The organism is Serratia sp. BIGb0234 (assembly GCF_024809915.1).
Taxonomy (GTDB): domain Bacteria; phylum Pseudomonadota; class Gammaproteobacteria; order Enterobacterales; family Enterobacteriaceae; genus Serratia; species Serratia liquefaciens.
In genome coordinates this window covers 194,299-207,375 of sequence record NZ_JANUEI010000004.1, presented here as the reverse complement: position 1 = coordinate 207,375, position 13,077 = coordinate 194,299, and the positions used below count along the sequence as shown (strand labels likewise).

Below are 13,077 nucleotides of genomic sequence, written 5' to 3'. Positions count from 1 at the left end.
CGTGATGTCGATAACAGCTATGTTAATCCCTTTAATCCGGGTAAAACAAAGGATACATTTAGCGGACACCTGATTAGATAGGCTTATCAATAATGTTAAAGCACTGGCCACCGATGAACGCCCTGCGCGGTTTTGAAGCCGCCGCCCGGCTGGGCAGTTTCCACCAGGCCGCCGATGAGCTGCACCTCACTCAGTCGGCGATCAGCCAACAAATTCGCAGCCTGGAAGCCTTCCTGGAGCAACCGCTGTTTTTCCGTAGCGGCCGCAGCGTCAGCCTGACCGATGCCGGTCAGGATCTCTACAGCACCGCCCAGGTGATGCTGCAACAGTTGGCCGTTGGCATCCGCCGTCTGGAGCAATACCGCAAGCCCAACCAGTTGATCGTCAACACCACGCCGGCGTTCGCCCGTCACTGGCTGGTTCCGCACCTTAAAAGCTTCCACCGGCAGCATCCGGATATCGACCTTTGGCTGTTCACCACCTTCGACCCGCCGGATATGGCGACCGAAACCGTCGATCTGGCGTTCCGTGACGATCTCAGTGCGCAAATTGAATGTAGCCTCAAAATGCTGCATCAGGATCGGCTCTATCCGGCTTGCCATCCTGAGCTGCTGAAACAGGACAAGGCACAACGCACCACCCTGCACGGCGAACGCGAGATGGACTGGAGCCATTGGGCCGTTCAGGGGGGCGCCAACGTTGGGCAAAGCAGCCACGGCCTGAACTTCTCCGATCCCGGCCTGCTGTTGGATGCGGCCTGCGACGGCCTGGGCATCGCTCTGGTCAGCGAACTGCTGGCGCAACAGGCTCAGGCACGTGGGGTATTGCAGCCGATGACGGAGCAAAGCGTGCGTGGCCCTCAGTGGGCCTGGCTTATTCATCGCGATAGCGAGAACAACCCGCTCGCCCGGCATTTTTGTGAGTGGTTACTAACACAATTGCCGGCGGTGATTTAACGTTCTACCTCACGCTTCCAAACGCCGGATAAAGCGCGGCGGATTGAGCGGTGCTACTTTCAATCAAGCGCCAGAAAAAGCTTAAACAATGGTGCTAAGTGGTTGTTGAGATTGAATTCACCTGTCATCGTTCAATTCGAAAAGGAAAGGCTATGCATTCTGGTTTATTGAAAACATTGGCACTCAGCGTGGCGCTGGCCACCCTCAGTCCTTCGGTATTCGCCGCTAACCTGAACGCCGGTGCCGTGGCAGCGCCGGATCAATACGGTGCCAAAGTGGCCGCACAAATTTTGCAGGCCGGTGGTAACGCCGTCGATGCTGCGGTTGCCACCGCCTTTACGCTGGCAGTGACCTACCCGGAGGCCGGCAACATTGGCGGCGGCGGTTTTATGACCCTGTACGTCGACGGCAAACCCTACTTCCTCGACTACCGGGAAGTCGCCCCCAAAGCGGCCACCAAAACCATGTACCTTAACGAAAAAGGCGAAGTGATCGAGAACCTCAGCCTGGTGGGCACCAAGGCCGCCGGCGTACCCGGCACGGTACTCGGGCTGTGGGAAGCGCATAAACGCTTCGGCAAGTTGCCCTGGGCAGAACTGCTAACCCCGGCTATCGGCTATGCGCAACAAGGCTTTAAGGTGGCCGGCCAGCAATACCAATACCGTGAGGATGCCAACAAGCTGTTCGCCGACAAAACCAACTTCGGCGATTACTTTGGCAGCATGAAACCCGGCGCGGTGTTTAAACAGCCGGAGCTGGCCAAAACGCTGGAACGCATCGCCAACAAAGGCGCTGACGACTTCTATCAGGGGGAAACAGCCAAGCTGCTGATCGCCCAGATGCAACGCGATGGCGGCCTGATCACCCAGGAAGATCTGACTGACTACCGGGTGAAATGGCGCGAACCGATGAAAATCGCCTGGCGCGGCAATACCCTTTATACCGCCCCGCTGCCGAGCTCCGGCGGCATCGCGCTGGCGCAGTTGCTGGGCATAAAGGAAGATCGTGCTGCCGATTTCAAAGGCGTTGAGCTGAACTCCGCCCGCTATATTCACTTACTGTCGGAAATCGAAAAGCGCGTCTTTGCCGATCGCGCCGATTACCTCGGCGATCCTGACTTTGCCAAGGTGCCGGTTGCTCAATTGGTCGCCCCGGATTATTTGCAAAAGCGGGCTGCGGAGATCAACCCGACCGCCATTTCACCGACCGAGAAGGTGCGGCCTGGGTTGGAACCCCATCAAACCACGCATTTCTCGATTGTTGACGCGCAGGGTAACGCGGTCAGCAATACCTATACGCTAAACTGGGACTTCGGCAGCGGCGTGGTGGTGAAAGGGGCTGGCTTCCTGTTGAATGACGAAATGGACGACTTCAGCGCCAAACCGGGCGTGGCCAATGCCTTTGGCGTGGTCGGTAGCGACGCCAACGCCATTGAACCAGGCAAACGCATGCTTTCGTCCATGAGCCCGACCATTATCACCCGCGACGGCAACGTTAGCCTGGTGATCGGCACCCCTGGCGGTTCTCGCATTTTCACCTCGATTTTCCAGGTGATAAACAATCTCTATGACTACCAGTTACCTCTGCAACAAGCGGTGGCCGCGCAGCGCGTCCATCACCAACTGTTGCCGAAAGACACTATCTTCTACGACGCTTTTGCTCCACTGACCGGCAAAGTGGCTGAACAGTTGAAAGCGATGGGTTACACACTGGAAGATCAGGGCTGGTACATGGGGGACATACAGGCGATCCGCGTCAAGGGTGACACGCCGGAAACCGCCTCCGATCCGCGTGGCCGCGGTGTGGGGCTGGTAGTGAAAAAATAACGATAAAACACCGGGCGGATCCGTTAGAGGTGCGCCCGGGTTTTATTTTTACCCTGCGGCATGCCATACGTTTGTTTGATTTACGTCCTCAACCTGCTCATTTTATCAACAGTCACACAGTTTATTCCTAATTTCCGGCACGCAATGCCTTCATTTCTTATACTCTCCTGCCGGCCCATTAACGGGCCGCGTTTCTTTTCTATCCTCACCCACAAGGAGTCACGATGAAAAATAACGAGCGCAAGCATCTCACGCGCCCGGAGATCGAGCGCATGCTGGCAGCCGCCAGCGACAGCCCCGATCCGGAACGCAATACCTGCCTGCTGTGGATGTGTTTTATCCACGGTTGCCGGGTCAGCGAACTGACCGGCCTGCACCTGGCGGATCTGGATATGGCGGCAGGTAGCCTGTACGTACGTCGCCTTAAAAACGGCCTGTCCACCGTGCAACCTTTGCATCCCATGGAGCGAAAATTGCTGACGCGCTGGCTAGAGCGCAGACAGCGTTATCCGGGGGCGAACGACTACGACTGGTTATTTTTGTCCCACAAGGGCGGACGGCTTTCTCGTTCGCGCATCTATCGGATACTGAGGCAATTAGGGGAACGGGCAGGTTTGGCTATTGCGGTGCACCCGCATATGTTACGCCATGCCTGCGGCTACGCTTTGGCGGATAAAGGGGCGGATACCCGGCTGATTCAGGATTATCTTGGCCATCGCAACATCCAGCATACTGTGCTGTATACAGCCAGTAATGCAGGACGATTTAAGGCGCTGTGGTTCGAGGAAAATGTAACATTTTGAACCAAAGTGTCACCATACTAAGTTTCTGCTGCTAAAAACGTCAATTTTTTTCTGCAATATTTCCGTAATTTAATTTTTATTTTTGAATATCACCCAGTTAGAATCATCTGGCTGAAACGCAATTATCCAGCATATTATACTTTCCCACTTTTTAAGCTCCGTCACTCTGTCGCTACCCATCTCGCCAACCCAGTTTATTACGCTGAAATAGCGCCATCCATGGCCTTTTTTTAGCGATATCGTACGCCATCACCCGCCTTTCAAGTCATAAATCCATAATGTGACACTTTGGTTCATTATGTTGCGTTTTTATCGGTCGTAAAACGGGTCTTATTCAGACCTTTTCATGCATCACAGGGAGTGTGCAGACATGCCAAAAATCCACCGCGCTGTGGGGCTCACCCGCAGCAAACTCGCCGGGCTGGCCGCCGCCCTGATGCTGGTCAACACCGGCTGTCTGGCCAACCTGACGGTCTACCCCATCAGCGCCGACATCGGCCCCGGCCAGGAGGCCACCACCCTGCAGGTGCTGTCCAAATCCCCGCAGACCCAATACGTACGCGTCGGCGTCAAACGTATCCTCAACCCGGCCACGCCACGCGAAACCGAGGTGGATGTTGACAGTCAGCAAGGATTGGTGGTGTCGCCGGACAAATTCGCCCTGCCCGCCGGTGCCACCCGCACCGTCCGGTTAATCAGCCTGGCAACGCCCCAGCAGGAAGAAGCCTGGCGGGTCTACTTCGAACCCGTGGCCTCACTGAGCGAAGACGAAGCCCCCGCCACCCAAAACGCCCAGGTCAACCTCAACCTGGTCTGGGGCGTACTGGTCCGCCTGCGGCCAGCGGTGGCTCAGCCGCAGCTCGCGCGCAGCGCCGACGGCAGCCAGTTACTCAACCCGGGCAACGTCCGCCTGGGAGTATTGAAAGTGGGTCACTGTACGCCGGCTTGTCGCTGGCAGCAGATTGACCGCAGTGTCTATCCCGGTGAAGCCCTGATGCTGCCCGCCGGGATGTCAGGTGGCGTGGTGCGCGTGGAATACCGCGACGGCGCTGCCACTCCGACGACGGCGGACTTGCCGGCCGGAGCATCAACCCCAAAAAACTGAAATAACCAATAAGGATGTTGTATGAAAAAGTTATATACCTTTACCCCTGTCGCCCTGGCCGCCCTGTTCTCCCTGTCTGCCATGGCGGTACAGAAAGACATCACCATTACCGCCGATATCGACCCGACGGTCGAACTGCTGCAGGCGGACGGCACCGCGCTGCCATCCAGCCTGAAGATGACCTACATACCCGGTGTCGGCCTGCAAAAAAAGACCCTCAGCACCAAAATCTTTACCAACGACACGACCAGCCAGGTGGAAATGCGCCTGTTGACCGCCCCGGTGTTGGCGTCCAACACCAAACCGAGCGCGACGACCATTCCGTTAAGCGTCAGCTACAACGGCAAGACCCTGACCACTGCGGTGACCGCCGACTCCACGCTCAAGCCCGCTGACCTGTTCCCCAAGGGGCGTATTGATGGCGGCTCGGTGCCCTTCGATCTGGTGATTGCGCAGACCACCACCGGCATCATCTCCGAGTCCGGCAGCTACCAGGGCGTGGTCAGCCTGATACTCAATACCTCTACCGTCCCTGTAACACCATAACAACGCCCCACCGACAGGGCGCACCCGGTGCGCCCTTTTCCCGGGTCTGGATGACCCTGGTTCGACCAAGGGAATGAGCGCCATGAATACCCGCTATCGCTATCACCCTCTGTATCTGGCCCTGCTGTGGGCCTGTCAGGCGACGGCCGCGTCGCAGGTACCGCCAGGCTTCGAATCCCTGCTGCTGGGGCAGACGGAGCGGCTGGAGGTCCGGTTGCCGGGCCGTTCGCTCGGGCTGTTTGTCGTCGAAGTCAAACCCGATACCCTCACCTTTGAAGAGCCGGAAACGGTGCTGGCGGCCGCTGGCCTGCAAACGTTATCTGAACAACAACAAAAACAGGCACTGCAGGCCCTGAGCCAACCGTTGGCACGCCATGGCAACCTGGCCTGCAACGGCAGCGCGACGCCGGGCTGCGGCTATGTCGCCACCGACAGCGTGGCGGCCATTCTGGATGAAAGCGAGGGCGCGGTGCTGTTGTTTATGAAACCCACCTGGCTGGCCAGCCTGAAACAGGATCAACGCTGGCTGACCCCGACGCCGGCGGCAAAAAACGCCTTTATTCACCGTCAGACCGCCAACTACAGCGGCGACAAGGACAGCCAGAACCTGGCGCTGAACGGCACCGGTGCGCTGGGGCTGGGCGAACGCCGCTTTCTGGGCGGCAACTGGGCCTACACCTGGAACCGGGTGCGCGACGCCAGCGCCAGCCGTTTGTGGTTCGACAATCTCTATGCGCGTCAGGACATGGGCAACCGCTACTACCTGCAGGCAGGCCGCATGGACCAGCGCAACCTTTCCAGCCCGTTGGGCGGTAACTTCGGCTTTACCCTGCTGCCGTTGACCCGCTTTGACGGCCTGCGGCTCGGCACCACTGACGCCTACGTTAATCAAAGCATCAGCCGTGACGCCACCCCGGTGATGGTCCAGGTTAATCGCAATGCCCGGGTCGATATCTACCGCGGCAGCCAGTTGCTGGGCAGCCAGTATTTTGCGCCGGGCATGCATCCCCTGAACAGCGACAGCTTTCCGCCCGGCAGCTACCCGCTGGAGCTGCGGGTGTATGAGGACGGCGTGCTGCAACGCAGCGAAAGTCAGCCGTTCAGCAAGGGCGGCAGCGCCTTCAGCGACCGCTGGCAATGGTTTTTTCAGGGCGGGAAAGCCGCCGCGGAAAGTGCCGCACCGCAGCAATCCACCTCACAAAGTACCGGGGCCGCCGGGGTGCAGCTGGCGCTGTGGCGCAACCTGCAACTGACCAGCGGCGTGGCGAAAACCCAGGGCACCACCTACAACGAAACCCGGCTCGACGCGCAACACGCCTTCAGCTTTGGCGTGTTGACGATGGCCGCCAGCGGGCTGGCCGGCAACAATGGCGTGCGCGGCGACAGCCAGCAACTGAGCTTTGTCGACGGTTTTTCCGCCAGCCTGTACCGCTACCGTATCGGTGGTGCGCAGTGTGGCCAGACGGATAGCGGCCGCAGCAACGACATGGGTTGCTACACCTCGCTCAACGGGTCATTCTCGGTGCCGTTCGCCGGCTGGAGCGCCACGCTGGGCTACAGCGACACGCAAAACAACGGGCGCAGCTACCAACGCCCGGTCTCGGCAGACGGCCTGGTGCCCGCGCAAACCCTGCGCAGCGCCGACCAGCGCAACCGCGCCTGGCAACTGGGGCTGTCCCGCGCCTTCAACTGGGGCGGCACCACCGTCAGCACCCGGCTGGGGGCCTTTCGCAACCGCAACGGCCAGACCACCGATAACGGCCTCTATCTCGGTTTTACCCTGTCGCGGGCCGACAGCGCGGCACAGGCCGGCGGCAGCGACAGCTACAGCAGCGCCGGGGTGGACTGGCGCAACGGCGGCGGGCAAGCGCAGACCAGCTACAACCTCAACCATACCCGCATGTGGCAGCAGGACGGTTACCGCGAGCTGGCGATGAACTTCTCCGGTTACAACGACGAAAGCTACAGCGGCAGCGTCGGTGGCCGTACCAACGGGCGCTATGGCGACCTGAGCGGCACCCTGAGCGACAGCCGCCGCCGCAGTGGCGGCAACCGCAGCGCACTGACCGGGGGGTACTCCTCGGCGATGGCGGTGTCCGCCGACGGCCTGTTCTGGGGCGGCAACGGCGGCGGTGAGCCTTCCGCCGGCCTGGTGGTGCGGGTGGCCCCGGCGGACGAAAACGGGGCGGCCGCGCAGGTAAACGGCGGCAGCCGCCCGCTGACGCTGGGTTTTGGCCAAAGCACCCTGCTGCCGCTGGAGGGCTACCAGCTTTCCAGCGTGGCGGTGCGCGACATTACCGGCACCTCCGGCGGCGGGGTCGCCAACGTGAACGGCGGCGCGGGTGAAAGCCGTTACTTCCTGCCGCCGGGCCGGCTACTGGTGCGCGAGGTCAGCGCCAATATCACCTGGGTGTATATCGGCCAGGCGCTGGGGCCGACCGGCCTGCCGCTGGCCAACGCACAGGTGCTCAATCAGGCGCTGCCGGCGCTGGGGGCCGACGGCGGCTTTACCCTGCAGGCCAACCAGAAGGTGCCGGCGCTGTGGCTGATGAGCGACGGCCAACTGATGCGCTGCCCGCTGCGGGTCAAAACGGTGCGGGATATTTTGCAAATCGTCGGTGCCACGCGCTGCTCCGCCGCCGGTGCCGAGGGGCTGCCGCAGTCGCTGCTGATGACGCCACGGGTGATGAAACTGCTGGCCACCGCCAAACGCTAACCACAGGACGGAAAAACAAAATGAATGCGATGTTAGAAAGGATGATAAAAAAAGTGCTATGCCACAGCCTGCTGCTGATGGCCGTAGCCAGTCTGCCTGTGCAAGCGCTGATTATACCGCCGGCGGACAACCATCAGGTGATAAACCTGAGCTATGATAAAAGCGCACCGCCGGCGGACAGCTATATCTGGAACCGGGCTTCAGGTGGAACTGATGACTCAACAATAGGATCCTCATGGAATTGGCGTAACGGTGCCTGGCAGTGCCTGTCTGCCACCGATACCACCAATGGTGCCTGTACACCGGTGGGAACCTGGGCATGGGATGAGGGCCCCGTCCCATCAGCTCTGACATTGCGTTTTACGGAAAAACGCTCTCACATGTCGGTTGATATAAAGTTATTGGGGTTTAATGAAAGTCAATCTCCGGCGACTGAATGTTGGGCAGCAAGATACAGTGCACCACGTGCATTTTGGAGTGGTGGTTATTATGGGAGGTGGTGTGACGATGGTCATAAAAAACCGAAAACGGCTGGCCTCGCCCTAACCCTCTGGCTCCCACAGGCCGAACTGGCCAAAATCCCTACCGGCGGCAGTTGGCAGGCAAAGTTGGTGCTCAGCCAACAGGACTGGGTTCTGGATGTCGGCCCGATTCATAAAGTCGCCACCTTCTCCGCCGATATCACCCTCAACGTCACCGATAAAAACAACGGCGCGATTTATTTGCCGGCCTTTGGCAGCGCCACGCCGCGGGTTGACCTCAACCTGCGCACCAAACCGCTGTCCACCGCCCCCGGCGGCGAGGTCTCCGGCCAGTCCAATATCGATATGTGCCTGTACGACGGCTATAACAGCAACAGCCCCTGGCTAAAGGTCACGCTGGCCGATCAGCAAAGCGTCGCCGGCCGCGCGGCGGATGTGTTCTCGGTCAGCCGCGACGGCAGCAGTGCCACGGCAACCGCCGATCGCATCGATTACCGCGTCACCCTCAACTACAACAATCAGCCGCAAAAGGTGAATAACGGCCAGGCGATTACCCTGACTGGCGTCAATACCGCGCTGATCCGCCCGGTGGTGTTGCCCGGCATCCCCTTCCCGGTGGTCTGCACCCCGGCACCGCTCACGCTGGACGTGTTGCCGTTCGCCAAGCTGAGCAAAGCCGCCGGCCATTTTACCGGCACGCTGCGCGTTACCCTTAGCGCGGACGCGCTGGCCCCGTAATAGTCAATGCAGTAGCGATAAAAAACCGGGTGCCTTGATGAGAAGTGCGCCCGGTTTTTTTGTTTCTATTTGGCGACTACAGCAGAATTAACCCCGACGTTCGCCAGCTCGCCATACACTACCTGGCCACGGAAGCCGCGCCGAACCTGCTGGAACAATGCGCGGAAGGCAGGATAATCCTGTGCCTGACAGAGCGCGTCCTTACCGCGAACGGCATTCAGCCGTAGCCGATGATTGACCACCACCTGTTGCCCTTCGAGCTGCCATTCAACCTGGTATTTGCCGGCCGCATTGCTGAACTGCTGGTTCTTGGGGATGGCGATAATCGGCACGTTGGCGGGCAGGTGCAGGCGATAGGTCTCGTCGTACTGCTGCGCGGTGCAGAAGAACGGCGTTTCGTTAGTCGGGGCGGACGTCGTCGAGTAAAGCGTACGGAAAGACTTGCCGCCGGGCGGCGTCGGTACGGCCATACCGCCCACCACGCTGAAATCGACATAATCCTCGGCTTTGAATTTATAACTGTAGGCAAACGGCTTTTTGAGATCGAACGCATCGCCGTGCATCGCGATAACCCCACGGCCATCAATGCCTGAGGACGCCATGATGTTCTCTTCGACTCGCGCCCGGTTCTGCTGATTGATTTGCGAGAAATAGCCTCTCAGGTCGATCTCATCCACCTCACCCAGCTTGCGTTCGGTTTGGCCACGCATATTGCCCGCTTTATCGAAGTAGAAGTCCACGCTGAGCGACGTATTGTTGCGCTGTTCGTCATTGTCAGGGGTACGCGCCAGTTTGGCTTCGCGCGTCAGCAGGACCGGAGCCCCAAGGTCAGCCCCCGGCAGTTGGCCAAATCGCGCCCAGGGGCTGGTAGAATCCAGATACAGATTGAACTCCGGCACGTAGGTAATCGCGTGGTTAAAGCGCCCCAGCAGCGGCACCTTCGGCAATATCGGCCCTTGGTCCATGCCGATCAGCACCGGTGAACTGACGATGCCCTTGGCGGCCAGCAACGCCTCGAGCATCACCACATGATCCTTGCAATCGCCATAGTGATTATCCAGGATGCTCTGCGCCGAATTCGGCTCCAGCCCGCCGTTGCCCAAATAGACCGCCACATAACGAATATTCTGCGCCACCCAGCGATAAATCGCCGCCGTCTGCTCACGACGGTCGCTGATGCCGTCGGTAATTTTATCCGCCAACGCCTGGATCGCCGGGGTCACCTTGGCCGCCTGATTGGCTTTCTGTTGATAGGCTTTGGCCAGCTGTGGCCATTCGCGGTAGGTACTGGCCATGATGGTTGGGCTGAATGTCCAGCTGTTCGCCGACCAGTTTTGCGCTTTCAGCGGTTCACTGCGCCGGTAATGCCAGCGCCAGTGGGCCTGACCGTCACGGATCTGCGGCTTATCTGCGCCCTCTACTCCTCGGGTAAAGACATGCATCGGCACATTGGCCGGCGCCTGCAAATTGACCTCGGCGTCATCAAACTGGTCGAAGACGCTGAAGGTTTCCCACAGGCCGAAGTAGTCCGGGAAGTACGGGGTATTTTGCGTGCGCAACACCTGATACACCACGCGAGAACCCGGCGCCAGGTTGGAGAAGACAATCACCTTTACCTTGCGATCGGCATACAGTGGCGCAGAGGCGCTGGAGTAGCTTTCCTGGGTATAAATGCGATCGGGCGCGACATCATGGCGCTGTCCATCGGCCGTCAGCGTATAGGCCGAAACCACCTTCAGCGTTTCCATTTTTTCGCTGTAGCTCAGGCGGATTTGGCTGAACTTCTCGACTGCCGCCTTGGTTTTGAGCAGCACCTCATAGCTCTCGGTCTTGGTGTTGCTGGCATTGGCATGGACTTGATAATCCGCGCGGTAACGCACAAAGCTGAAATCATTGCTAACGGCGGCATCCTTGGTGGCGACCGACGGCGCTTCCACGGCCAACAGCGTTGCCGGGTGCGTCGCCGCCAGTCCAGCGGCCAACACGAGAGAAGGGATGACAATTTTCATCTTCGTTCCTTGAAGTTTTTTAAACGATAACAGTGACATTGATAAAGTGCGGACCACTGGCGCAAGAGCGGCACACTAATACAACTGAGAATCGTTTTCAATAAAATACCGATTCGGCCGGGTGTGCCCGACCTAACCCTGCTCTATCAACATGACAGCCGTAGTATCGTTCTCCAAAGCGTCAAAAATATGCTCGCGGTCGGCGGAATAACTGATGTAATCCCCTGCGTTCAATTCTACCGGCTGGTCCGTCGGCCCGACTAACGCCCTGCCACTGCTGATAATCACATGCTCAATGGTACCCGGCATATGCGGCCGCGAAATGCGGGCTTCGCCCGGTTGAACCTGTAGACGGTAAATATCGCGCTGTGCCCCTGGCGGGCAGGTCGCCAACAGGGTGACGGCGTAGTTGGCCTGTTCGGAAACCGTGGTCACCCCTTCATGGGCACGGATCACCTGTACGTGTTGGCGTGGCTGAGAAATCAACCGGCTGACCGGCACATCCAACGCCATCGCCAACGCCCACAAGGTTTCCAGGCTGGGGTTGCCGCTGCCGGTTTCCAGCTGCGAAAGCGTCGATTTTGCAATGCCGGCACGGCGAGCCAATTCGGTAACCGAGAGGCCCAATCGTTCGCGTTCACGGCGAATGGCGGCCGAAAGCAGGCCGATGGGCGTAGCGTTATTGCTGACAAAGTCGCTCATTGTTCACCATATCGTTCGTTTGTTCGGCTTGACGAACAGCTGTCAAGTGTTCATCATAATGTTCAATTGTTCATTTTAATGATAACCGCCAACGGCGGCAAGCGCACTAGCAGGGAGAAGGCAAATGAAGATAAGAACCGGCGGCGTATTACAGATGACCCTCGCCATGGTCATTTCCGGAACCGTGGGCTGGCCGGTAATGCTACTGGGGCAGCCGCCCGCTACGGTGGTTTTCTGGCGCTGCGCGTTTGGCGCGCTAGCGATGCTGATCGCCTGCGCCCTGCTTGGCCTGCTTAAAAAAGACATGTTAACCCGACGTCAGGCTGCCATTGCGGTGCTGGGCGGCGTCGCCCTGGTGCTGAACTGGGTAATGTTGTTCGGCGCTTACAGCCATGCCTCTATTGCGGTGGCGACCGTCACCTACCACGTCCAGCCCTTTATGCTGGTTGGGCTCGGGGTGCTGTTTTTCGGCGAAAAAATGACGGCGACAAAGTTTGGCTGGCTGCTACTGGCCTTCGTCGGCATGTTGCTGATCATTAGCGGTAAACAAGATGGTGGCGATTCCAGTGCCGATTACTTCACTGGCGTGTTGCTGGCGCTGGGCGCTGCCTTTATGTATGCGGTAGCGGCGGCGATCGTCAAGCGTTTGAAAGGGGTGCCGCCGCACCTGATCGTGCTGATTCAGCTCACTCTGGGCGTCGTACTGCTGGCACCGTTCGCCGGCTGGGCCCAACTGCCGTCGACGGCTAACGGCTGGTTGCTGCTGGCGACCCTGGGTCTGGTGCACACCGGGCTGATGTCTTCCCTGCTGTACAGTGCCATCCAGAAAATCCCCACTGCCCTGGTAGGCGCGTTGTCTTTCGTCTATCCCCTGGTGGCGATTATCGTCGACTGGGCGGTATTCGGACACCGCCTTAGCCTGATGCAGCTGTCGGGCGCCGCCGCCATCTTGCTTGCAGCAGCGGGCATGAACTTTGGCTGGCGGCTGGTACGGGCGAGCAAACCCGTGCGCGTGGCCGGTGATCAACAACCCTGAGCGCGATTTTTAAAACCGTTCGTTGCCGAATAATAAGCGAAACGCCTATCCCAAAAATATCAAAAGCTCAGCGAATTAACGTATTCGCCCTGGCCGGCAAGAGCTGTTATTTATTTAACCAGACACGGGAGGAGTTAACGATGGCACGCTACGTGTGG

Annotated in this window: 10 protein-coding genes; 8 read left to right on the top strand and 2 right to left on the bottom strand. The window is 59.0% G+C overall.

Annotated elements, in window-relative coordinates; genetic code table 11:
• Positions 1–92 precede the first annotated feature (92 nt).
• From M2407_RS17170 to M2407_RS17140, 7 genes are all read left to right on the top strand, one after another.
• Positions 93–956: a LysR family transcriptional regulator gene (locus M2407_RS17170; protein WP_259218693.1), complete on the top strand. Its 864-nt coding sequence runs from the start codon at positions 93–95 to the stop codon at positions 954–956.
• Between the two features lie 152 nt (positions 957–1,108).
• Positions 1,109–2,782 (top strand): gamma-glutamyltransferase, encoded by a 1,674-nt coding sequence (ggt, locus tag M2407_RS17165; RefSeq protein WP_128864867.1) that lies wholly within the window; start codon positions 1,109–1,111, stop codon positions 2,780–2,782.
• Between the two features lie 224 nt (positions 2,783–3,006).
• Complete coding sequence (locus M2407_RS17160) at positions 3,007–3,585, top strand: tyrosine-type DNA invertase (protein WP_128864866.1); 579 nt, start codon at positions 3,007–3,009, stop codon at positions 3,583–3,585.
• Positions 3,586–3,955: 370 nt separating this feature from the next.
• On the top strand, positions 3,956–4,690 hold the full coding sequence (locus M2407_RS17155; protein ID WP_128864865.1) for a fimbrial protein TcfA: 735 nt from the start codon (positions 3,956–3,958) through the stop codon (positions 4,688–4,690).
• 21 nt (positions 4,691–4,711) lie between these two features.
• Complete coding sequence (locus tag M2407_RS17150) at positions 4,712–5,236, top strand: CS1 type fimbrial major subunit (protein WP_128864864.1); 525 nt, start codon at positions 4,712–4,714, stop codon at positions 5,234–5,236.
• Positions 5,237–5,318: 82 nt separating this feature from the next.
• On the top strand, positions 5,319–7,952 hold the full coding sequence (locus M2407_RS17145) for a TcfC E-set like domain-containing protein (protein WP_198639638.1): 2,634 nt from the start codon (positions 5,319–5,321) through the stop codon (positions 7,950–7,952).
• Between the two features lie 20 nt (positions 7,953–7,972).
• The gene (locus M2407_RS17140) at positions 7,973–9,172 is read left to right on the top strand and encodes a CfaE/CblD family pilus tip adhesin (protein ID WP_128865258.1); all 1,200 of its coding nucleotides are present in this window, start codon (positions 7,973–7,975) and stop codon (positions 9,170–9,172) included.
• Positions 9,173–9,237: 65 nt separating this feature from the next.
• On the opposite strand, the gene M2407_RS17135 is transcribed toward M2407_RS17140, so the two are convergent.
• Positions 9,238–11,181 carry a DUF3857 domain-containing protein gene (locus M2407_RS17135; RefSeq protein WP_259218689.1) on the bottom strand — a complete coding sequence of 648 codons (1,944 nt, stop codon included), beginning with the start codon at positions 11,179–11,181 and terminating at the stop codon, positions 9,238–9,240.
• Between the two features lie 132 nt (positions 11,182–11,313).
• Positions 11,314–11,883, bottom strand: coding sequence for a helix-turn-helix domain-containing protein (locus M2407_RS17130; RefSeq protein WP_128865256.1), 570 nt, complete (start codon positions 11,881–11,883; stop codon positions 11,314–11,316).
• Positions 11,884–12,007: 124 nt separating this feature from the next.
• Here M2407_RS17130 and M2407_RS17125 point away from each other — a divergent pair, with 124 nt between their 5' ends.
• Entirely contained in the window at positions 12,008–12,919 is a 912-nt protein-coding gene (locus tag M2407_RS17125) for a DMT family transporter (protein WP_128865255.1), read from the top strand.
• The last annotated feature ends 158 nt before the right edge of the window (positions 12,920–13,077 follow it).